Source organism: Sorangium sp. So ce124, assembly GCF_051525235.1.
Lineage (GTDB): Bacteria > Myxococcota_A > Polyangia > Polyangiales > Polyangiaceae > Sorangium > Sorangium atrum.
In genome coordinates this window covers 10,988,097-11,010,477 of record NZ_CP150312.1, presented here as the reverse complement: position 1 = coordinate 11,010,477, position 22,381 = coordinate 10,988,097, and the positions used below count along the sequence as shown (strand labels likewise).

Sequence of the window (22,381 nt, the reverse complement as noted above, 5' to 3'; positions counted from 1 at the left end):
CCCCTCGCGGCGCACCGTGTTCCTGACGGTTAGCGCCGTCCTCACGGCGGCGCTGCTCATCGTCTCCCACGCGGTGCTGCTCCCGTTCGTGCTCGCGCTCGTGGTCGCCTACGTGCTCACGCCGGCGGTCCTCCGGCTCGAGCGCGCGCGCGTGCCGCGGTGGGCGGCGATCCTCGTCGTCTACGCGCTCGTGCTCTCCGGGATCGCGGGCTTCTTCGCCCTCAGCGTCCCGCGCCTCATCGCCGAGGGGAAGGCGCTCACCGCCGAGGCCCCGCGCCTCGCCGCGCGCCTCCGCGAGGAGTACCTGCCCGCGCTCGACGCGCGGCTCAACCGCTGGTCGGGCCGCGAGCCCGAGGCGCCGCCGCCGGCGAACGCGCCCGCCCAGGAGCCCGATCAGGCCGCGCGGCCGCCCGACTCCAGCGCGGCCCCTGCTGGAGGAGAGGAGAGCGCCGAGCGCCCGCCGATCCGCATCTTGCCCGGGCCGGACGGCTCGTTCGACGTGCAGATCGCCGACGACGTCGAGGTCCGCGAGACGCGCGACGGCGTCTGGCAGATCGCGCAGGCGCGCCCGAGGCACCGCGGGCTCTCCAGCGCGAACATGCTCCAGGAGGGCTACGAGAAGGGTGCCACCTACCTGAAGGAGAACTCGCTCGCGGTCCTCCGGATCGGGCAGGCCATCGCGACGGCCATCTCGCGCGGCATCTTCAACCTCTTCATGACGTTGATGCTCGCCGGCTACATCATCCTGACGCACGAGAAGATCCTGCGCTTCTTCCGCGAGCTCTGGCACCCGACCTCGCGCGACTCGTTCGATCGGTTCCTGCGCCGGCTCGACCGGGGGCTCTCCGGCGTCGTCCGCGGGCAGCTCCTGATCTGCCTCGTCAACGGCGTCCTCTCCGCGATCGGCTTCTGGCTCTTCGACCTCAAGTACTGGCCGATCCTCTCCGTCCTCGCGGCGGTGATGTCGCTGATCCCGATCTTCGGCTCGATCCTGAGCTCGGTCCCGGCGGTCCTCATCGGCCTCACGCAGTCGTTCGGCACGGCGGCCGGCGTGCTCGCGTGGATCGTGGGCATCCACCAGCTCGAGGCGAACTTCCTGAACCCGAAGATCATCGGCGACTCGGCGAAGATCCACCCGGTCCTCGTGGTGCTCTCGCTGCTGGTCGGCGAGCACTTCTTCCAGATCACCGGCGCGCTCTTCGCGGTCCCCTGCCTCTCGATCGCGCAGACGATCTTCCTCCACTTCCGCGAGTCGACGCTGGGCCTCGCCGATCCGACGGCCACGATCCCGCCGCAGCGCGGCGTCCCGATCATCGCCCCCGCGATCGAGCCGCTCCCGCCGCTGCGCGGCTTCGAATCCGCCCGCCCGGCCTCCACGCCCGTCCCCGCCGCCGAGCCCGAAGGCGAGCCCAGCGCCCGCAGCAGCGACCCCGACAGGGCCGCGAGCTAGTTCCGCCTCGGGGCTCCGCCCCGAACCCCGCGTCCGCTTCGCGGCCGCCCCACCGCCCGAGCCCCCTCCCCGGGGCCGATCGGCTCGTCCGTCCGCCTCCGCTGGCCGCTCCCCCGCAAGCCGGCTATGAGACCCCGCGCCCCGCGCAGGAAATCAGCTCCACGACCTCGATGAAGACCCCCGGCAAACCCACCCCGAAGAAGCAGAGCCCCAAGCAGCAGCGCGAGCAGGCCATCGCCGCCCTCCGCAGCGGAAAGCCCGCGGCCGACCCGCTCTCCCAGCTGAACCCGCGCTCGCTCGCCATCCGCGTCGGCATCCCGGCGCTCATCGTCTGGGCCATCGCCCTGGCCATCCCGGGGGTCTGGCCGAAGGCGGCCGCCGGCGTCCTGACGGTCATCGTCGGCGGCGTCATCGTGTGGGCGCTGCGCTTCGCGACCCGGACGCGCGCCGTCGCGCAGATCGTGCAGACCGCCGACTCCGCCGAGGCCCGCAAGGACGCGATCGCCAAGCTCGACACCGAGTTCAAGAAGGACGACGCGGCCGCGACCTTCGCGAAGGCGCAGCTCCAGATGCAGGAGGACCCGCGGGCCGCGCTCCGGACGCTGGAGACCATCAACCTCGACAAGGTGATGGCCCCGATGGCCGACGAGGCGCGCGCCCAGCGCGGCATGATCCACCTCATCCTGAGCGAGACGGACGAGGCGCGGGCGCTCGTCGACAAGATCGACATGACCCGCCACAAGGAGCCGAGGATCCGCGCCATGATGGCCGCCATCGTCGGCGAGGCGTGGGCCCGGACCGGCCAGGCCGGGAAGGCGGTCGAGCTGCTCGAGACCTTCGATCCGAACGACGAGGCGTTCGCCGAGCTCAAGCCGCAGCTGCTCCGCTCGCGCGCGTTCGCCTATGCGTGGGCGAACAACACGAAGCAGATGAAGACCACGCTGCGGAGCCTGAGCGCGCTCAACCCGCAGTACCTGAGCGGCTTCGTCACGAAGAAGAAGAGCCCCATGGGCGTCCCGCCGCGCGGCGTCCACCCGATGCTCGAGAAGGAGGCGTTCGAGATGCTGATGCGCTCGGGCGCCATCCCTCGCAAGATGCAGCAGGTGCGGCGCGGCTGACGCGCGGCGCGTGGTCGACCAACGAGCGGCCGAGGCCGACCGGCGCCGCGCCTCGCAGGTCGACGCGCCGAGCTCGCCCGCCGAGAGCGGCCCCTTGACGCGAGGCGCGGCGAGCGGCTCAGATGCGCGCCCTCATGAGAGGGACCGCGCTGCTCTACAGCTCCCATAACCGCTGCAACTTCATCCACGACCACTACATCGCGCAGCGGGCGCTCTCGGGGCGGGACAACAAGCGCATCCTGTTCCTGCCGATGTCCGAGGCGCCCCGCGACGGCAACGAGCGCGAGCGGCAGGAGTTCGCGTACGGCAACTTCAGCTGGTTCTTCCGGTTCTACGAGCGGTTCGGCCTCGAGCACGTGCCGTTCTACTGGACCAGCAACCTGCGCAGGGAGGACGTGGACGTCCTGTGGCGCTACCTCGCGTCGTCCGAGGTGGTGATCCTCGGCGGCGGCTACAGCACGACGGGGCTCTGGCGCTACAAGCAGCTCGGCGCGATGTTCGACGGAGAGCCCGGCAAGTTCGGGCGCCTCCTGCACGAGCGCCGGCAGCGGGGCCTGCTCACCGTCGGGTTCTCCGCCGGGGCCGATCAGCTCTGCCAGCACCTCTTCCGCCGGGTGTGGGACAGCCCCGGCGACAACGACGCGTTCGGCCTCGCGCGCGACACGCTCGTCACGCTCCACCACGAGCAGAGCCGCAACGGCGATCTCTGGCACGCGGCGCGGCGCATGCCCCGCTGCTTCGTCTTCGGGCTCCCGAACGACTCCGGGGTCCAGGTGGACTGGGGAGTGCTGCCGTCCGGCAACATCTGGCAGGTCTACGAGCTCATCATCGACACCTCGTGGGACGATCCCTCCGACGCGCTCCACGTCAAGACGCGGCAGGGCGCGCTCATCGACCACTTCGACCACACGGGCCGCCACTGGGCGTTCCACGGCGGCGACCACGTCGTGCGCGTCACGTCGCAGGACGGCGGCTTCGACAGGGCCTGGATGACGGCCGGCGGCCTTCTCCTGGACTACTGGACGCGCGAACCTGCCACCTACGGCTCGATCGACGCCATCCTGGCCAGCCACTGATGGCCGCGGGCCCCCAGCGCAGCAGCGCGCGCCCAGCGTGGCCACGGCCGCGCGCGCACTGCGTGGCCGTGGCCGCGGGCGCGCGCCGCTGCCCGCGCGGCCGGCATTGACGCCAGGCAGGCCGCGCGGCATCGAAGAGCGCGAGGCTCACCATGCCGTCCCGCCCCTGCGTGTTCTGCAGCATCGCCCGGGGCGAAACGCCGGCCCACGTCGTGCTCGACGAGCCGGAGGTCCTGGCGTTCCTGGATCACCGCCCGCTCTTCCCCGGCCACTGCCTGCTCATCCCGCGCGCCCATCACGAGGTGCTCACCGATGTTCCCGCGTCGCTCGTCGGTCCGCTCTTCGCGACCGCCCAGCGCCTCGCGCGCGCCGTCGAGTCCGCATGCTCCGCAGATGGCTCCTTCGTCGCCATCAACAACCGCGTCAGTCAGAGCGTCCCCCACGTGCACATCCACGTGGTCCCGCGCCGTCGGCGGGACGGTCTCAAGGGCTTCTTCTGGCCTCGTTATAAATATGCGGGTGAGCACGAGATGCGCGGCTTCCGCGACGCCATCGTGACGGCATTGACGGCGGGTTGAATTCTGTCGCTGGTACGGGTATTTGGACGTGACGCCGTGCTGGCTCAGGCGCGAGACGTCCGCCCCAGATCGGGACATTCTGCCCCACACGATCTGCACCTCGTTGTGTCTTGCGACGAACCGAGACCGCTGCCAGGTTAGGGAATAGACAGGGCGCGTCCCTGGTTCCCGCGGCCGACAGCCTGTCACTCCTCGAACGATGCTGGCCCTCCGGTCATTTTTCCCTCGGATCGCGCTGCTCTTCCTGCTGATCCTCGCCCCCGCTGCGCTGGGACGGACGAATATCAGCAGCATCGAAGCCGGCAACTCCGATGTTTCGGGATCGTTTCGTACCGGGGCCAGCGAGAACGACGGTGTGCTCGAGGCCTTGCAGCCGCCGGCCCGCGACGGGGCCCGTCGTTCCGTCGCCTCCCGATCGGCGCCGCGCGCCGGCGCGGCGCCGCCGCGCGCAGTTCTCGTCGCCGATCTCCGGCCCGTCCGCGTCCCGTCCCCCGTCCCCCACCCTCCCCTCCGTCATCCTCCACCACGCTTCCTGAACTGATAGGCTAGCTCCGTGGCCGAGGCCGCTCGCGGTCCGGCTCGGAGTCGCTGGAATCGGAGGTGTTCACGACGGCTGCCGCGCCGGATCGGCGCGGCCAACGAGAGGGTTTATTCCATGCAGAAGCTCGCTGACGGGTTGCACAAGTTCCATGCCGAGGTGTGCGGTACACATCAGGACCTCTTCCGCCACCTGGCGAGGGGTCAGCGGCCCGAGGCGCTGTTCATCACGTGCTCGGACAGCCGCATCAACCCGAACCTCATCACGCAGACCCAGCCGGGCGACATCTTCATCGTGCGCAACGTCGGCAACATCGTGCCGCCGTACGGCGCCAGCAACGGCAGCGAGGCCGCCGCTATCGAGTTCGCTGTCGCGCACCTCGGGATCAAGCACATCATCGTCTGCGGCCACACGCTCTGCGGCGCGATGCGCGGGCTGCTCGATCCCTCGGGCCTCGACGAGCTGCCGGCGGTCAAAGCGTGGCTCCAGCACGCGGAGCTGACGCGCCGCCTGGTGCAGGAGAACTACCCGCACATCGAGGGGGCGGATCGGCTGACGATCACGGTGGAGGAGAACGTGCTCGCCCAGGTCGAGAACCTCCGGACGCACCCGACGATCCGCGCGCGGCTCGCGCGCGGCGAGCTCTCTCTCTACGCCTGGGTCTTCAAGATCGAGACCGGACAGGTCTTCCAATTCGAGGCTTCGACCGGCCAGTTCGGGCCGATCGGTGACGCGGCGCCCCCGTCGGCGCTGCCGGAGACAGCGGTCTACCGGCGGGCCATCTGAGCGCCTGTTCGACACCGATCCACATCTTAACTCGAATCGAGAGGGCCCGTTCGATGCAGCTTCCGAATCCTATCCATGCAGGCGCGGGGGTGAATCCCGCCGGCGCCGTGGCGCTTAGTTCCGAGAGCCCGGGTGCGAGCCGGGAATCGCCGCCCGCGGAGAGCGCGCCGCCGCTCGATCCGCGCCTCACCGCGAACCTCAAGTACGACATCCCGGCCGGCCTCGTCGTCTTCCTCGTCGCCCTGCCGCTCTGCCTGGGCATCGCGCTCGCGTCGGGGGCCCCGCTCCTCTCCGGCATCGTGGCCGGCATCGTGGGCGGGCTCGTCATCCCGCTCGTGAGCCGCGCTCAGCTCAGCGTGAGCGGCCCGGCGGCGGGGCTCGCCGCCATCGTGCTCGCGGGCATCACCAGCCTGCAGAGCTTCCAGGCGTTCGCGATGGCCGTGGTGATCGGCGGCGTCCTTCAGCTCGGGCTCGGCCTGCTGAGGGCCGGCGCGATCAGCCATTTCTTCCCCTCCTCGGTCATCAAGGGGATGCTCGCGGCCATCGGCGTCCTGCTCATCCTGAAGCAGCTCCCCCACGCCGTCGGCTTCGACAAGGACAACTTCGCCTCCGAGTCGTTCAAGGCCGACGGCGGCAACACCTTCACGATGATCGGCCAGGCGGCGCAGGCCATCGAGTGGGGCGCGTTCCTCCTCAGCGCCGTCTGCCTCGCCATCCTTGTCGGGTGGGAGAAGTCGCGCCTCGCGAAGATCTCCTGGCTCCCCGCGCCCCTCGTCGCCGTGCTCGTCGCGACGTTCGGCAACGAGCTGTTCAAGGCGGCGATCCCGTCCCTCGCCCTCGAGCAGAAGCACCTCGTGACGCTGCCCACGGGCGACCTGGTCAGCGCGCTCCAGCTCCCGGACTGGTCGGCGATGCTGCGGCCCGAGGTGTGGGTGCTGGGCGTGACGCTCGCGATCGTGGCGAGCCTCGAGACGCTGCTCAACCTCGAGGCGGTGGATCGGATCGATCCGTGGCACCGCAAGTCGCCGCCGAACCGGGAGCTCGTCGCGCAGGGGCTCGCCAACATGCTCTCCGGGTTCGCCGGCGGTCTCCCGGTCACGTCGGTCATCGTCCGCAGCAGCGCCAACACGAACGCCGGCGCGCGGACGCGGCTCTCCGCCTTCACGCACGGCGCGCTCCTGCTGCTCGCGGTGGTCTTCGCCGCGGGGCTGCTCTCGCGCATCCCGCTCGCGTGCCTCGCGACGATCCTGCTCGTGACCGGCTACAAGCTGGCCAAGCCCAAGATCTTCGCCGAGATGCGCCAGCTCGGCTGGAACCACTTCATCCCGTTCGTGGTGACGATCGTGGCCATCGTGCTGACCGATCTCCTGAAGGGCATCGCGATCGGCCTGGCGGTCGGCGTCCTCTTCGTGCTGAGGACCCAGATGTCCCGGGTCTTCGACGTGATCCACGAGGGGGCCCGGGTGACCATCCGGTTCAACAAGGCGGCTTACTTCTTCACCCAGGGCAAGCTCGTCACGCTGCTCGAGCGGCTGCCGAGCGACACCCACGTGGTCGTGGATGCCCAGGGGGTTTCCTACATCGACCATGACGTCGCAGAGCTCCTCCGGCGCTTCCAGCAGTCGGCGCACCGGCGCAACATCCACGTCGAGCTCCGCGGCTTTTAAGCGATACTCAGACACCTGCCCGTCGGCGCCCCGCGTAAGAGCCCCCTCCCCGGGGGCTCTTACGCGTTAACCAACGCTTCGCGCCGCGTTCTCCTACATCTCAACGTTTACGTTGGTACGAGCTTGGTTAACGCCGCTGCCCCGGGGATCTACGGCTGAAACGCGAAAACAGCGGCTAATTTGGCCCTCCGAGCCGCCACGAGCGAAGCTGGTGGGATGCGCGCTGCTCCCGATTGGGCCAGGACGACGGGCGAGGTTCATTTCTGCCAGCCGTCGGGTTGAACATGGTCGCTCGATTCATCGGCGGGTCGCCCTCGGGCTCCCCTCGCGAAGACGAACGCGGCGGCGCCGGGCTCGCCCACGTCGGGGAGGCGCCGCTGGCGCCACGGATCGACGAGATCCGACGGAGACCTCTCTTCTCGCTCCAGGGCTACAGCGGGCTGCAACGATCGTGCGGAGACGTGTACTTTCCGGCGTCGGTCGAGGAGCTCAGGGTGCTCTTCCGCATGGCGAGGCGGACAGGGCGCAGGGTCACGTTCCGCGCCGGAGGCCAGTCGTTCGACGGCCAGGCGCTGAACGACGACATCGTGATCTCGATGCACCACTTCAGATCCATCGAGATCGACACGCAAGGAGCACGGATGACCGTGGGCGCCGGCGCCACCTGGGGAGCCATCGCCCGCGAGCTCGCCGCCCGCGGCTTCGTGCCCTACACGGTCGTCTCGACGAGCCACGCCACCGCGGGAGGCACGGTCTCGGGGGACTGCCTCTCGCGCTTCTCGGGCATCGCCAGCAAAGAGGGACACTACGTCGAGCGGCTCTCCCTCCTCCGCCTCGACGGACAGCTGCTCTCCCTCAGCCGCGATGACGCGACGAGCGCGCTGTTCCACGCGGTGATCGGCGGGCTCGGCTACCTCGGCGCGGTGATCGATGTCACGTACCGCATCGCGCGCGTCGCCCCGGCAGGGACGCCGATCCGGGTCGTCACCCAGGCGACGCGCTGCACCTCGCTCGAGGAGCTCGCGACGGCGCTCCTCCCACGCCCGGAGCAGCTCCTGCAGTCCGAGGGGGGCACCGCGGTCGAGGACGGGTGGATCCCGGAGGCGCTCTTCTCCATCGCCTTCCATACCCTGGACGGGAGCAAGGGCATGGTCCTCCGGTCGCGGTACGTCCCGGGGACCTCGCACGAGCTCCGCCCGCTGCTGATCCATCGCCCCCGGCACGTGCTCCGCGTCCCGATCGAGTGGCTGATGCGCGCGTCCGTGGTGAGCCGGGGCCTCTGGACCCTCATCGACCGCTTCCTCTTCGATGTCTCACGCCCGTACGTCGATGAGCTCATGGGCTACCTGTTCTTCATGGACGGCAACGTCCGCGCGAAGCGCATCGCGCAGACCTTCGGGATGCCCATGCTCACGGTGCAGCAAGCGTTCATGATCCCCTACGACCCGAGCGCCCCGGAGGACAGCCTGCGCCGGCTCGTCGATTTCCTTGGCAAGGTGGATGAGATCGCTACCCGAGACGGAATACCGCCGCTCCTCCTCGACGTGCTCCACATCCAGGGCGACCAGTTCCTCCTCTCGGCGAACCACGGGACCGACGGGTTCGCGGTGACGCTCGCGTTCGAGGTCTCGGAGGAAGAGAGCGCCCACCGGCTCCGCCTCCGCCTCAGCGAGCTCAGCGCGCGTGCGCTCGAGCTCGGCGGCCGCGTCTACCTGGTGAAGAACGTCCACGCGACAGCGGAGCACCTCCATGCGATGTACGCGCACGCGCTCCCGGAGTTCGTCCGCCTGAAGCGGCTCGTCGATCCCGACGGGCTCCTGCGCAACGAGTTCCTCGAGCGGGTGTTCCCCGCGCACTTCGGCCCGGCGCCACGGCCCCCCAGTCCATGAGCGCGACGCGCCAGGGATGGACACCCTCCCTGCTTTCCGGTGAGTTCAAGGCGCAAGGACGCCGCTCGGGCTCGCGAGAGACGGAATTGCGAGGCGCAGCGAGATAGAGAGAAGAACGCCCTCCGCGCCCGCCTCGCCCCGGTCATCGCCGCGCGCCGAACAACGGCCCGGACAGCGGCGGGGAATCGGTGGTTGGGATCTTGCAGCTCTCGGCGTGAGCGACGTGAACTGACGTGAACTGACGTGAACTGACGTGAACTGACGTGAACTGACGTGAGCCACGTGAGCACGCGTGGTGAACGCGCAGAGGACACGCGGAGGACGCCGGGGCCATGCATGGCAGTCAACAGCGGGATCAGCCCCTCCGGACGCGCGGCGCGTACGGGTGGGCTCGACGCCTCTCAGGGGTGCTCACGCCGCTCGTCCCGCTGGCGGTCAGCGCGTGCCGCGGCGACTGCCCGCGCGTCGAGGCCTCGCAGCAGCGCGCCGAGGACATGCAGCAGCGCGCCGAGGACACGCAGCAGCGCACCGGCGCGCCGGCGAGCCCGGCGGCGATCACAAGGCCAGAGAAGCGCGACAAGCGGTCGAGCCGCGCGCCGACGGCCACCTCCGTCCCGGCGCCCTGGCTGCTCACCATCCAGCCGACCACCGGGGAGGGCGCGAGGATCGCGAGCATGGATATCCGCAGCTTCACATCCCCGCTGCTGGAGCCGGGCGACGTCATCCTCGCTGTCGATGGGCAGCCAGTCCACTCGCTCGCAGGCCTGGAGAGCTACCTGCGCGCCCGCGTGCCCGGCGACATGGTGGTGGTCACCGTGCTGCGCAACGAGACAACGATCAACTATGCGATGCTCCAGGTGCCGGCCGGCGACCCTCCGGTGCCCCCGTCGGCCGCGGCGACCGGGGCCAGAGGCGGCGGCTGACCGCCTCGCGCCCCGCCCGCGGACGCGGCCCGGCGCGTGGTCATCAGGGCGGCGGCGCGCGGTCGATGACGAGCGCCTCGATGCGCGCCGCGAGCGCCTCGATGTCCCCGTCCGTCGTCTGCGGGTTCATGATGACGAGGCGCAGCCACGACTCGCCGCGCAGCGTGGTGCGCGTGATGTAGAAGCTCCCCTCCTCCACGATCTGCCGCCGGACGCGATCCTGCGCGGCCGAGTCGCGGCCGACCCGGAAGCAGAGGATGTTGGCCTGCGGGGCGCCGAAGCACTCGAACGCCGGCCGGCGCGCGAGGAGGCCGTGGAAGCGCCGGGCGGCGTCGAAGAGGCGCTCGACGTGCGCGGACATGCCCGCCTCGCCGACGAGGGCGAGGTTGAAGAACAGCTTGAGCGACAGCTGCGCCTTCGTGCACTCGAACGTGAGCTTGGACAGATCGACGCCCTGCCGCTCGTCGTCGCCGTGCAGGTACGGCGCGTACTGCTCGTAGGTGCCGGCGAGCGCGGCGGGATCCTTGACGAGGACCGCGCAGGCCAGCGTCGATGTGCCGAGCATCTTGTGCATGTCGCAGACCAGCGAGTCGGCGAGCTCGACGCCGTCGAGGAGGTCCCGGTAGCGCTCGGTGAAGCGCGCCGCCGCGCCGTGGGCGCCGTCGACGTGGAGCCAGAGCCCCTCCCGCCGGCAGAACGCGCCGATCTCCCGCAGCGGGTCGAAGGCCCCGTTCGGCGTCGCGCCCGCGTTGGCCACCACGGCGAGCACCCGCTTGCCCGCCCGCTTCACCTCCTCGTACGCCCGCGAGAGCGCCCCCGGGACGATCCGCAGCGCGTCGTCCACCGCGACCTTCACGACGGCATCGCCGCCGAGGCCCATGATGGCAGCGGCGCGCGCGACGGAATAATGCGCCGCCTCGGAGGCGAGCAGGACGAGGCCGGGCGGGACGCCCGCCTTGAAGCTCCCCGGGGCGACGCGCTCCCTGCACGCGAGCAGCGCGCTCAGGTTGCCCAGGCTCCCGCCGTGGGTGATGACGCCGTCGCCCTCGGCGCCCCAGCCGATCTTGCCCCGCATCCAGCGGAGGAGCCCGCGCTCGATCGCGGTCCCGGCCGGCCCCATCTCGTAGACGGCCATGCCGTTGTTCAGGACGCCGTGCACGAGGTCGGCGAGCGACGACGACAGCATCGGCACGGCCACCTGGTGACCGAAGTAGCGGGGATGGTGCAGCCGGTTGCTGTTGTCGAGGACGGTGGCGACGAGGGCGGCGAGATCCGCGCCGCCGTGCGCGACCGTGCGATCGCAGTCGAGCGCGGCGAGGATCTCCTCGATCGATCGCTGCACCAGCACCGGCCCTTCCCGGCGCTGCGCCCTGCGCACGTGATCCGCGAGCAGCGCGCCCAGGCGGGCCGCCTCGCGCTCGAGGAAATCGGGGGAGAGCGCGGTCGTCAGCGCGTCCTTCATCGCGATCCAGCTCCGCGCCCTCTGCCGGGCGCCTTGTCGCCGCCTCGCCTGCCGCTCAGGAACGCGAACGCCTTGTCGACCTGCTCGTCGGTCATCGCGTGCCCCGCGCGCGGCTTGCCGAGCGACCTCGAGGGCCACTTCAGCCTGCGGAGCATCTTCGCGAGCGCCACCTGGTCCTGGTGCGCCGGGTCCTTCCCGCCCCAGCCGACGAAGACCGGCGCGCGCAGCTTCGTCTGCGCGCCCGCCCGCTGCAGGTAGCGCGCGCCCGATCCGCCAGCGAACGCCGCGTAGCCGTCGACCGGCAGCCGCCCGCGCATCGCCAGCGACGTCGCGTAGTACGCCCCGTTCGAGAAGCCGAACACGAGCACCCGCTCGAAGCGCCCGCCCGCGCGCCGCTCGAGCTCCGCGCGCGCCGCGTCCCACTCGGCGATCAGGGCGTCCTCGTGGGCCGCCTGCGCGGCGGAGGCGGTGGGCCAGCACCACCAGTCTTCCATGGCCTTCGGACCGATCCCGCGCCGGCCGCGCGGCATCATCACGGCGACCCCGTGCCGGGCGCCGGCCCGCGCCGCGCCCCGCTGCTGCGCCCACTGCCACCCTGAATCGGGCTGAACGACGCCGTGCAGGAAGATCACGAGCACCCGGGGGCCAGGCGCCTCCCTGGCCGGCAGGAACGCGCAGACCTCACCGGGCAGCGACGCGAGCTCCGGCGCACACCAGCGGGCCGCCGCCGCGTCCTGCGGGGACGCGGGCGCGCTCGCCGTGGGCGCGGCCGCAGGAGGAGCGCTCGCCGCGGGCGCGGCCGCAGGGGGCGGGCTGGTCCCGTCGCCGTTGGCCGAGGCGGATGCGCCCGCGGCCAGGAGCGCGGCCAGGGACAGCACCGTCACGAGCGAGCGCATGGGCGCGCAGTACCATGTCCTCGCTTCCGCCGGGAAGTTCCCTCGCCGCCTCTCTTTCGCGTCTTTTCCCGCGTCCTGGCGTCGAGCGCTCGCCGCCGCGGTGGGCTCGGCGCGGGCCGCGCGGCCTCAGAGCCGCACCTCGATGCCCGCGCCGGACGCGCTCAGCCATGGCGTCACGGAGCCCGTCTTGGGCGTGCTCGGCGCGGGCTGCTTCAGCAGCAGGTAGAGCCCGACGCCCACGGTCGCGATACCGGTGACGCCGAGGACGTCGCCGGCGATCCCCTTGGCCCGCGCGGCGCCCGCGTCCGCGCCCGAGCTCGAGCGGGCATCGCCTGCCTGCTTCACGCCGGAGAGCCCGAGGATGGCTCCGCCGGCGAAGAGCGCGCCGCCCGCGCCCAGAACGACGAACGGGAGCGTCCGGCTCGGCGATGCATCGGCAGCGCCGGCCACAGGAGGCAGCGCGCCCCCGGCAGCCGAGGCATGCCTCGCCTCGGTCGTGGCTCGCGCCAGGGCGATCGGGACCTCGACCGAGCTGCCCGCGCCGACGCTGAACCGGGCGACCGCAGCGCGGAACCCTGGAGCGCTCGCCGAGATCTCGTGAGCGCCCGGCTCCAGCTCGATGACCTGACCAGGCGCCGCGCGAAGCGGCCGCCCGTCCACGGCCAGCGCAAGCCCGTCGATCTCGGCAGGCTTGAGGGCGATCGTCGCTCGGCCGATGCGCCCTTCGAGCGCTGCGACCGCCTCGCGCGCCGGCCCGACGTAGGGCGTGGTCGTCGGCGTCGGCGGCTCGGCCAGGAATGTGCGAAAGCTGGCGAGCGCCTCGACGAGGTGCCCGGTCTCCCTCTGCGCGACGCCGAGGCTGTAGCGCGTGAGGGGAGCCGCCTTGATCTGGAGCGATCGGGCGTACAGCGCGCGCGCCTCCTCCCAGCGCCCCTGCTTCGCCAGCTTGGCCCCCTGGACGAACAGCGCGCGCGCGGACTCCACGTCGCCAGCGTCGTGCGCCGACGCGGGGAGCGGGGCCGCGGCCATGAGCAAGGCCGCGGCGAGCGCGACGCCGAGCCGTGCGGATCGCGCTGCGGGGCGCGCGCTCATGAGCACTCTCCTTGCCGGCACTTCGTGCGGGCGGGGCATCTGTTGTCGCAGGCGCCGCAATGAGCGTCGTTGTTCCACAGGTTGGTCTCGCAATGGTGCGCTGGGTCCCCGTCGCAATCGGCGTAATGGCCATTGCAGGTCGCCTCGCTGCCAGGGCCGCTGCTCGCTCCAGCGCCTCCGGCGCCGCTCCCGCCGCTCCCGCTGCTCGCGCCTTCCTCGCCGCTCGGGCCAGCACCGCCTCCGCTGCCCTCGCCTCCCTCGCCGCTCGCGCCAGCACCACCTCCGCTGCCCTCGCCGGTCCAGCTGCCTTCGCCTCCCTCGCCGTTCCCGCTGCTCGCGGCAACGCCGCTTCCGCCGGTGGGGCCAGCACCGCTTCCGCCAGTGGGGCCAGCACCGCTCCCGCTGGTCGGCCCAGCGCCGCTCCCGCTGCTCGCGGCAACGCCGCTTCCGCCGGTGGGGCCAGCGCCGCTTCCGCCGGTCGGCCCAGCGCCGCTCCCGCTGGTCGGCCCAGCGCCGCTCCCGCTGGTCGGCCCAGCGCCGCTCCCGCTGGTCGGCCCAGCGCCGCTTCCGCTGGTCGGCCCAGCGCCGCTTCCGCTGCTCGGGTCAGCGCCGCTCCCGCTGCTCGGGTCAGCGCCGCTCCCGCTGCTCGGGTCAGCGCCGCTTCCGCTGGTCGGGTCAGCGCCGCTTCCGCTGCTCGGGTCAGCGCCGCTCCCGCTGCTCGGACCAGCGCCGCTTCCGCTGGTCGGGTCAGCGCCGCTTCCGCTGCTCGGGTCAGCGCCGCTCCCGCTGCCTCCGCTGCCTCCATTGCTCGCGGCGGTGCTGCTCGTGCTCGCGCCGCTGCTGCCGTTGAGGTCGCCCCCGCCACGCCCGTCGCTGGCCTGGCCCTCGAGCCCTCCGGCGCCCTCCGTTTCGTCGGCCTTGTCGGACAGCTCCTCGCTGATGAGAACGGAGCAGCCTCCCGGCCCGAGCGCCGCCGCGGCGAGCGTGACCAGGAGGAGCAGCAGATCGCCAGAACCACGAAGGAAACGGAGCTTCACCCCGGGAGTGCGCATGACCACCTCAGAAGTCGGGCGCCGCCGGCAGCGGCATGGACGTGGAGACAGGCCGCGGACGCGGCGACGCAGCTCGCTGGGCGCGCGGCTCGGTCCGCTGAGCGCGTGGCTCGGCCACCTGAGCGCGCGGCTCGGCCACCTGAGCGCGCGGCTCGGCCACCCGAGCGCGCGGCTCCACCGGGGCCGGCAACAGCTCGTCCCATGGGTCGCTCGGCCCTTCCCGCGGATCGCTCTGCTCGTCCCGCTCCGCAGGCGCGCTGTCCACCGGCGCGCCCCTCACGGCCGTCTCGGGAGCAGCCGCGCGCCGCGCGCCGGCATCGGGGGGCGCGACGCCGATGGAGGGCGCGGCCGACGCCGTCCCCCGCAGCGCTTCCGACGCGCCCAGGCCGACGGCAGGAGCAGCCGCAACAACGACCGCCGGCTGAGCAGTGCCTGCGCTCGCCCTTCCACCCCGCGCGTCCAGCCCCAGGACGACGACAAGAGGCGCGGCGAAGGCCAGAACCCCGGCAACGAGCGCCTTCTGGAGCCACGGCGGGGGCGTGAGCCCGAGCGGAGCTCCGCGCCATGCTTTGGGCATCTCGATGGTGCCGCCCCGGCGCGCGATGGGCATGGCCGCCGGCGTCGGCGGCGCGCCCGGCGCCTCCCGGACGACGGCCGGGCGCTGCGCCGCCACCTCCGCCCCGGAGATCGCGCCCGCAGGCGCGGCGATCGTGGCCGCCGTCCCCGCCGCCAGCGGCGGCTCCGCCCCTCGCGCGAGCCACTGGTGAGCGAGCGACGTGCCCGCCACGTCCGCGGTGACCCCGCGCTCGACCGCCCAGGCGGCCAGGGCGCGGCCGAGCGCGCGCATGCTGGGCCATCGATCGGCCGGCGCCTTGGCCAGCCCGCGCCGGAGGATCGCCCACAGCGCCTCGTCGCCGGCGCCGAGCTCCGTCGTCGGCACCGGCTCCTTGCTGAAGATCGACACGATCACGGCGCTGAGCGTCTCCCCGCTGAACGGCCGCCGCCCGGTGATGAGCTCGTACATCACAACGCTGAACGCCCAGACGTCGGTCTGCTCCCCGACGTCCAGCTGACCGTCGGCCTGCTCCGGCGACATGTACTCCGGGCTGCCGACGATCATCCCTCGCTGCGTGATCGCAGGGCTCGCCGCGTTGGCGAGCTTGGCGATGCCGAAGTCGACGACCTTCGGGACATGGCCGCCCGCGCCGTCGGGCACGATGAGGATGTTGGCAGGCTTGATGTCGCGATGGACGATGCGCTGCGCGTGGGCCGTCGCGAGCGCACACGCGACAGGCAAGAGCATCTGGACCGCCTGCTCCGCCGGCACCCGGCCCCTCGCCTCCAGCCAGCTCGAGAGCGGCGTGCCCTCGAGCAGCTCCATCACAAGGAACGGCTCGCCCGCGTCGGTCTCGCCGAAATCGAACACGCGCACGATCGCCGGATGGCCGAGCTTCGCCGTCGCGCGCGCCTCCCGGAGCAACCGCTCGGCGGCGTGGGCGTCGAGCTGCTCCTCGTGGAGCACCTTGATCGCCACGTCGACGTCGAGCCAAAGGCTGCGCGCCCGCCACACCGTGCCCATGCCCCCGGCACCCAGCCGACCCACGATCTGGTACTTGCCCGCGAGGACCTCGCCCACGGCGCGCTCCCGCTGCGATCCACGGACGCTCGACGAAACGCCGCCCGTGCTCTCATCGCCTCTCCCGGCGAGCGCGAGCCATCCGCTCTGGCCGGGGACATGGTGCTCGTCCATCATGGGTCGCCCTCCAGGAAAGCAAGCGGCGAACCAGGAGCCGTCTCCTCACCTCCAGGGGCGCCTGCGCGGCGAAACACAGAGCCCACGTCCTGTCGCGCGCGCAAACGCCGGCGAGCTCGACGCTCGCCCGCGCGCCCTCACGACAAGACCAGCACGGACTCGCCTTTTCGGCGGGGAATCGGCCGCGCGCATCGGTCACGCTGGGGCAATTTGCACCAAGGCATGGCGAGGGGGAGCGAGGCGCCCGCCATGATCATCGGCGAAGCCTCGCTCCGGGCTCATCGACTCGATCCGGGGATCGCCGGATCGCTCCCGGCGAGCGCGCGCAGCGCCGGGGCCGCGCAGCTGCGCTCTCAGTCGTGCAGGTGCACCGTGGTCTGTCTCGTCAGGACGGCGGCCGAGTGTCCCGCATGCAGCGTGTACGCGCCGGGCTCCACCTGCCATCGGCCCGCCGCCCAGTGGGCGAAGGCCCGCGGCTCGACGGTGACGGCGACGTCGACGGTCTGATCGGGCTCGGCCTCGACGGACGCGAAGCCGGCCAGCCAGAGCGCGGGGCGCTCGACCCCGGAGTCCGGCCGCGACAGGTAGAGCTGGACCACGTGGCGCCCGCGGCGCGCCCCGGCGTTGCGCACGCGCACCCGCGCCTCGACCGCCGCGCCGGCGGCGACGCTCGGCGCTTCCACGTCGAGGATCTCCCAGCGCGTGTAGCCCAGGCCGTGCCCGAACGGGTAGGCCGGGGCGACGCCGGCGCGCGCCCAGGCGCGGTACCCGATGTGCAGGCCCTCGGCATAGACCAGCTTGCCGTTCTCGGGCTTCGTCGAGAGCACGGGCACGTCCTCCACGCGCGCGGGCCAGGTCGTGGGCAGGCGGCCGCCGGGCTCCACGGCGCCGAGCAGCACGTCGGCGACGGCGGCGCCGAACTCCTGGCCCGGGAACCACGTGAGGAGCACAGCGGCCACCTCGTCGCGCCAGGGCATGGTCACCGGCCCGCCGGAGTTCACCAGCACGATCGTCCGGGGGCTCACGGCCGCGACGGCGCTGATCAGCTCGTCCTGGCGGCCGGGGAGCCCGAGCGTGGTCCGGTCGAAGCCCTCGCTCTCGATCGCCTCGGTGGTGCCGACGACCACGATCGCGACGTCGGCGGAGCGCGCGAGCTCCACGGCGCGCGCCAGCTCCTCCTCGTCGGAGGCCGCAGGGACCTCGGCGCCCAGGGAGAACGCCACCGCGAGCGTGCCCACGGGCACGGTGTGCGTCAGGGCGAGATCGACCTCCTGGCCGGCGGCCAGGGACAGCTCGGCCGCCCGCTGCGGCGGGGCGAGCAAGGCCGCGGCGATGTCTTCCTTGTCCGGCAAGATGGCCTCGTCGAAGAGGACCTGCCCGCCGGCGGTGAGGCGGTAGAGGCCCACGCCGGCCACGCCGATCCGGTGGAGCCCCGCCTCGGCTGCGCGGAACCGCGCCGTCACCTCGATCACCGCGGCCTCGTTCGCGCGCTGATCCCCGATGAACGTGAGGCGCCCGACGTCGCGGTGCTCCTCGTGCAGGACGCCGCCCTTCGCGTCGAGGAGCCGCACGTGGACGCCGTGCTGGCCGCTCACGGGGTCGACGACCTGGTCTCCGGACACGGGCACGAGCCCTTCGTGGATGCGGGTGCCGACGGCGTGGAGCACGTCGGCGCGCCGGCCGAGCGCGGCGCGCAGCCCGTCGAGCGGCGAGACCGCGTAGTGCGGGTGGACGCTGGCGCTGCCGCCGCCCTGGATCCGCCCGGCCGCGGCGTTGGGGCCGATCACGGCGATGCGCCGCAAGCTGGCCGCGTCGAGGGGGAGCGCGTCGCCCTGGTTGCGCACGAGCACCATCCCGGCCGCGGCGGCCTCGCGGGCGAGCGTCCCGGCCTCGGCGCCGGAGAGCGGGGCCGGGACGGGGGCGGCCGGCGCGACGCCCTCGAGGGCGCCGACCCGGGCGGCGAGGCGCAGCAGGCGGCGGACCTTGTCGTCGATGGCCTTCTCGGGCACCGCGCCGCGGCGGACGGCGGCGACGAGCGCCTGGCCCCACGGCCCTCCCGGGCCCGGCATGGCGAGGTCCAGCGCCGCGCGCGCCGCGGCCTCGGTGGAGCGGGTCGCGGTCCAGTCGGAGACCACGACGCCATCGAAGCCCCACTCGTCCTCGAGCGGCGACGCGAGCAGCGCGCTCTCGGTCAGGGTCACCCCGTTGACGGCGTTGTACGAGGCCATCACGAGCCACGCGCCCGCGCCGGTGATCATCCGCTCGAAGGGCGCGAGGTAGAGCTCGCGCAGCGTGCGCTCATCGACCCGGACGTCGACAGTGAACCGCTCGGTCTCCGAGTCGTTGGCGACGTAGTGCTTGGGCGTGGCGCCGACGCCGTGGGCCTGCAGCCCTCGGACGTAGGCGGCGCCGAGCCGGCCGGTCAGCAGGGGATCTTCCGAGAAGCACTCGAAGTGCCTGCCGCCGAGCGGGCTGCGGTGCAGGTTGACGGTCGGCCCCAGGACGACGTCGACGCCCTTGCGCCGCGCCTCCGACGCCAGCGCGGCGCCGACGCGCTCCAGCAAGCCCTCGTCCCATGTGGCCGCGAGGGCGGTGGAGGAAGGGAGGCACACCGAGGGATCGCGCTCGTCCCAGCGCTCGCCGCGCACGCCGACCGGGCCATCCGAGACGACCATGCGGCGCAGGCCGATCGCGGGCTCGGGGTGCGTGCTCCAGAAGTCGGCGCCCGTGAGCAGGCGGACCTTCTGCTCGAGCGACAGCGCGGCGAGGGCGTCCGCCACCCGCCGTTCGACGGCCTCGGGCAGGTGATCGGTCTTCTGGGGACGAGCAGCGTGCGAGTCGGCGACGGCCATGGACCCTCCTGGATGCGCGGAGGCGCCGCCGACGGAGGCGGCGCCGAGCACAGTGCTACCACGGTCGAGGAAACACCGGGTTCACAGGAGAGCGTCACGGCCGCCGGTGAGCTCGCGCTCCGCCGGAGGTGTGGCGACCAACACCCTTGTGCTGCAAACATGGCTCCTTCCCGGGGTCTCCGATGGCGGCCGGCATCGCCGTCGATGCCGGCCGGTCCAGCTGCACGGAGCCCGGGCTCCCCACCGGGGGCGCTATCCCTTCGCGGGCGCGGGGACCGCCGCCTCGGGCGCCGTCGAGCGCTGGTAGCGGCGGATCGCCGATTCCCCGATCGCCCGGGAGACGGCCGCCGCGGCGAGCGCGCCCGTCGCCACGGCGAAGGCCGGGTTCAAGCTCACCGCGAGGACGGCCACCGGCGCGGCGGCGCTGGCGGCACAAGCCGCCACCACGGCCACGAGCTCCTTGACGCGCTCGGATTCGTCGATGTCCTTCCCGAAGAGCAGGGCTATCTCGAGGACCAGGTAAAGGTGCATCCTGGTAAGGATGGATGTGCCTGCAACGAACCCCACGCCTTCGTACACGATGCCGAACCCAGGGATGATGGAGGGCACATGGACGACGCCGCCCGCGGCGAAAGAGATCGCCTTGGTCGATGCGATCAGCCGGCGCGCCTGCTGCTCCGGCGACTCGTCTGGATACATGCGCCGCACGCGGGCCACCACGGACTGGATACGGGATTTTCGAAGCCTCAGGATGAAGTAGAAAAAATCATCGGTGAACAGGCTTTGCTGACTCGCTTGCTGCTGCCCGACGGCCATATGTACCCCACTTGCAGGAATGCCTCGCGCGGATTCTGCCCTGATCAAGAGATCATCGGCGAAGCGCCATGATTATACACGCTGGCGACCACGGCTGCCGCGGGAGCGGCCAGGCGCTGGCAAGGCAAGGCCGTGCAGCCGGCCGGGACGTCGCAGGCCACGGCCCGAACTCCGTACACGTCGCGCCAGCTGCCGTCCTCGACACGCGTGATGTCAATGAGGTCGAGCTCCGCGAGCCCACGGTCGCGCATGTCCCGAAGTTCGGGCCCATCCTTGCTTCGTGGCCGGGTTCGTTCCATGGCGTCCCGATGGTTGAGCTCGGCGGGCCTATTCGAGGTCGATACGGGCCGCCGCGCGCGGGAGACACGTGCCAGGATGGATCGAATGGCCGCCAGGGATCGATTCGCAGCCGGTCAGGCCCATGCTCTGCGGCGGGCGCTCGGCGTGCGCGTCATCATCGTCTACAAGCTCGCCAAATCGGTGTTGCAGATCGTGCTGGCGATCGCGATCTTCCTCCTGGCCTCGTCCGGGCTCGCCGCCAGGGCTCACGCGTTCGCGGTCACGCTGGGCAGGGAGAGCGCGAGCGCCTGGAGCGCCGCGCTGATGGACGTGCTCTCGAAGGCGACGACGCCGCACGGCGCCCACGTCGTGAGCGCCGCGCTCGCGGCGGACTCCCTGCTCAGCTTCATCGAGGGTTCGTCGCTCCGCCATGGCTACAGGTGGGCCCCCTGGCTGGTCGTCGGAACGACAGCCTCGCTCGTCCCCTTCGAGATCATGGACCTCGTCCGCCATGGATGGCGACTGACGCGCATCGTCATCCTGGTGATCAACATCATCATCGTGGCCTATCTGAGCCGGCGCGCTCGGCGCGAGCACCGGAGCTGCTCGGCAACCCCAGGCGACGACACGACGCTCCCCCCTGGCGCCGGCGAGCGGACGACCGAAGGTTGACCATCCCGCCAGCTCCGTCGCGCGCGCGCCGACCGTTGCGCAGGGATGGCAACGGCGCGATGCTCACCGTCCCTCGAACGAGGCCGCTGCCATGAGCCTCTCCACCGTGCTCCGCGTCCTCGGCCGCAACGACGGCGAGGTCCACAGCGTCTTCCGCGCCGGATCGCGCGTGTACGCCACCGCGTCCGCGACGTCCGACGAGGATTTCGTCGCCGTCCTCGCGCGGCGCGACGCGCGGCAGGATCTCGCCTTTGCGCCGGGCGTCAACGTCGTCGTCCACGGCCTCGACACCTTCCGCGGCGCCATCGCCGAGCACAGCGTCTTCGCGCTCGAGTGCCTGTTCCTGCCGCCCGAGCACCGGCTCAAGGAAGGCAGGCCGCCCTTCCCGTTCAAGCTCGACAGGAAGAAGCTCGCCGCGTCGGCCGCGAGCCGCTCCGCGTCCGACTTCAAGAAGGCCGGCGCCCGCTTCGACGACGAGCCGGAGGCCTCCAAGAAGAAGCTCTTCCACGCCCTCCGGGTGCCGCTCTTCGCCGTGCAGATCGCCGAGACGGGCGTCCTCCACGATTACGGCGCCGCGAACCCGTACTGGCGCGACATCCTCGCGGACGAGCGCCTCGACTGGGAGGAGTACCGCAAGGCGTACGGCCCGATCCGCGAAGGCCTCTGCGATCGGCTCGCGGCGCTGGCCTCACGGCGGTGACGCGTCAACTGGCGCCGGCGCCGGCCCCGGCGCGAGCCGCTGGGGCCGGATCTCCTGGTGCATCCAGTGCTCGTCCGTTTGCACGTGCCCGCGCCGCACCCACTTGGCGAGCCGCCGCTGGAACGCCGCGTCCGGGAACTCGCCGGCGGCCCGCACCACCACGCCCTCGCGCGGGCCGCCGAACGCGGAGGGCTCGCGCGCGAGCGCGGTCGTCAGCGCCTCGAGCTCGCGCTCGCCCTCCACGGTGCCCCGGAACAGGACAGGCACCGTGGGGAGCCCCAGATCGTTCGCCTGGGCCACGACCATGTCCCACTCCCAGAAGAGGCCCCGCACGTCGTCCCGCACGCCGAAGACGAGCGAATACCCCGGGAGCGCCTCGTACTCGATGGAGTGGACCGCATAGCAGTACTCGCAGAAGAGCGACATGCCCTCGGAGAGCAGGTGCGCGATGCTCGCGTGCGTGGCCTTCGCGAGGTCGAAGCTCGGGTGGGACGGAGGGCCCGAGTGCGAGCGGGAGAAGACGCTCGCCCGCGTGTACGTGAGGTTGCTCCCGTCGCACTTCTCGGTGATGACGATCTCGACGCCGAGCAGCCCCGACACGTCCGCCATCCTCTTGTCGTCGGACGTTCCGCCCGGGGACCACGGCAGGTGGAACGAGCGAGGGTATTTGGCGGACATGGCGGCGTCAGGGTAGCACCGGCGTCCTTTCGCGGACATGCTACGGCCCTCACGCGCGCTGCGCGGCGCGCGGCGTTGACTGCGGAGCCGACCGCGCGCTCGCC

At 72.1% G+C, this 22,381-nt stretch carries 18 protein-coding genes; 10 read left to right on the top strand and 8 right to left on the bottom strand.

The window, feature by feature from the left end:
• Nucleotides 1-16: 16 nt before the first annotated feature.
• The 8 genes from WMF19_RS41335 to WMF19_RS41300 all read left to right on the top strand — a co-directional run bounded on the left by WMF19_RS41335 (nucleotide 17) and on the right by WMF19_RS41300 (nucleotide 10,025).
• Entirely contained in the window at nucleotides 17-1,450 is a 1,434-nt protein-coding gene (locus WMF19_RS41335; protein ID WP_437895398.1) for an AI-2E family transporter, read from the top strand.
• Nucleotides 1,451-1,620: 170 nt separating this feature from the next.
• Entirely contained in the window at nucleotides 1,621-2,568 is a 948-nt protein-coding gene (locus WMF19_RS41330) for a hypothetical protein (protein ID WP_437794026.1), read from the top strand.
• 134 nt (nucleotides 2,569-2,702) lie between these two features.
• Nucleotides 2,703-3,644 carry a hypothetical protein gene (locus tag WMF19_RS41325; protein WP_437324732.1) on the top strand — a complete coding sequence of 314 codons (942 nt, stop codon included), beginning with the start codon at nucleotides 2,703-2,705 and terminating at the stop codon, nucleotides 3,642-3,644.
• 152 nt (nucleotides 3,645-3,796) lie between these two features.
• A complete protein-coding gene (locus tag WMF19_RS41320; RefSeq protein WP_437895397.1) occupies nucleotides 3,797-4,222 on the top strand; it encodes an HIT family protein in 426 nt (141 codons plus the stop codon).
• A gap of 655 nt (nucleotides 4,223-4,877) precedes the next feature.
• Nucleotides 4,878-5,546, top strand: coding sequence for a carbonic anhydrase (locus WMF19_RS41315; RefSeq protein WP_437895396.1), 669 nt, complete (start codon nucleotides 4,878-4,880; stop codon nucleotides 5,544-5,546).
• A gap of 107 nt (nucleotides 5,547-5,653) precedes the next feature.
• Nucleotides 5,654-7,213: a SulP family inorganic anion transporter gene (locus WMF19_RS41310; RefSeq protein ID WP_437895395.1), complete on the top strand. Its 1,560-nt coding sequence runs from the start codon at nucleotides 5,654-5,656 to the stop codon at nucleotides 7,211-7,213.
• A gap of 284 nt (nucleotides 7,214-7,497) precedes the next feature.
• Nucleotides 7,498-9,102 carry an FAD-binding oxidoreductase gene (locus tag WMF19_RS41305; protein WP_437895394.1) on the top strand — a complete coding sequence of 535 codons (1,605 nt, stop codon included), beginning with the start codon at nucleotides 7,498-7,500 and terminating at the stop codon, nucleotides 9,100-9,102.
• A gap of 332 nt (nucleotides 9,103-9,434) precedes the next feature.
• Complete coding sequence (locus WMF19_RS41300; protein ID WP_437895393.1) at nucleotides 9,435-10,025, top strand: PDZ domain-containing protein; 591 nt, start codon at nucleotides 9,435-9,437, stop codon at nucleotides 10,023-10,025.
• A gap of 43 nt (nucleotides 10,026-10,068) precedes the next feature.
• On the opposite strand, the gene WMF19_RS41295 is transcribed toward WMF19_RS41300, so the two are convergent.
• The 7 genes from WMF19_RS41295 to WMF19_RS41265 all read right to left on the bottom strand — a co-directional run bounded on the left by WMF19_RS41295 (nucleotide 10,069) and on the right by WMF19_RS41265 (nucleotide 19,948).
• A complete protein-coding gene (locus WMF19_RS41295; RefSeq protein WP_437895392.1) occupies nucleotides 10,069-11,487 on the bottom strand; it encodes a pyridoxal phosphate-dependent decarboxylase family protein in 1,419 nt (472 codons plus the stop codon).
• A complete protein-coding gene (locus tag WMF19_RS41290; protein ID WP_437895391.1) occupies nucleotides 11,484-12,383 on the bottom strand; it encodes an alpha/beta hydrolase in 900 nt (299 codons plus the stop codon). Before WMF19_RS41290 ends, WMF19_RS41295 begins: the two co-directional genes overlap by 4 nt.
• Before the next feature lie 126 nt (nucleotides 12,384-12,509).
• Complete coding sequence (locus WMF19_RS41285) at nucleotides 12,510-13,475, bottom strand: hypothetical protein (protein ID WP_437895390.1); 966 nt, start codon at nucleotides 13,473-13,475, stop codon at nucleotides 12,510-12,512.
• Nucleotides 13,472-14,527 (bottom strand): hypothetical protein, encoded by a 1,056-nt coding sequence (locus WMF19_RS41280; protein ID WP_437895389.1) that lies wholly within the window; start codon nucleotides 14,525-14,527, stop codon nucleotides 13,472-13,474. The genes WMF19_RS41285 and WMF19_RS41280 overlap by 4 nt, the downstream gene beginning before the upstream one ends.
• 7 nt (nucleotides 14,528-14,534) lie before the next feature.
• A complete protein-coding gene (locus WMF19_RS41275) occupies nucleotides 14,535-16,280 on the bottom strand; it encodes a protein kinase domain-containing protein (RefSeq protein ID WP_437895388.1) in 1,746 nt (581 codons plus the stop codon).
• Between the two features lie 353 nt (nucleotides 16,281-16,633).
• Nucleotides 16,634-19,132 (bottom strand): beta-glucosidase, encoded by a 2,499-nt coding sequence (locus WMF19_RS41270; RefSeq protein ID WP_437895387.1) that lies wholly within the window; start codon nucleotides 19,130-19,132, stop codon nucleotides 16,634-16,636.
• A gap of 252 nt (nucleotides 19,133-19,384) precedes the next feature.
• Nucleotides 19,385-19,948, bottom strand: a complete 564-nt coding sequence (locus WMF19_RS41265) for a hypothetical protein (RefSeq protein WP_437895386.1) — start codon at nucleotides 19,946-19,948, stop codon at nucleotides 19,385-19,387.
• A 384-nt stretch (nucleotides 19,949-20,332) separates the two neighbouring features.
• Here WMF19_RS41265 and WMF19_RS41260 point away from each other — a divergent pair, with 384 nt between their 5' ends.
• Both WMF19_RS41260 and WMF19_RS41255 read left to right on the top strand, forming a co-directional pair.
• On the top strand, nucleotides 20,333-20,899 hold the full coding sequence (locus WMF19_RS41260; RefSeq protein ID WP_437895385.1) for a DUF2127 domain-containing protein: 567 nt from the start codon (nucleotides 20,333-20,335) through the stop codon (nucleotides 20,897-20,899).
• 91 nt (nucleotides 20,900-20,990) lie between these two features.
• On the top strand, nucleotides 20,991-21,599 hold the full coding sequence (locus tag WMF19_RS41255; protein ID WP_437895384.1) for a hypothetical protein: 609 nt from the start codon (nucleotides 20,991-20,993) through the stop codon (nucleotides 21,597-21,599).
• Here the strand turns inward: WMF19_RS41255 and WMF19_RS41250 are convergent.
• On the bottom strand, nucleotides 21,588-22,277 hold the full coding sequence (locus WMF19_RS41250) for an RNA ligase family protein (protein ID WP_437794062.1): 690 nt from the start codon (nucleotides 22,275-22,277) through the stop codon (nucleotides 21,588-21,590). The two genes, WMF19_RS41255 and WMF19_RS41250, sit on opposite strands and share 12 nt — an antisense overlap.
• Nucleotides 22,278-22,381: the final 104 nt, after the last annotated feature.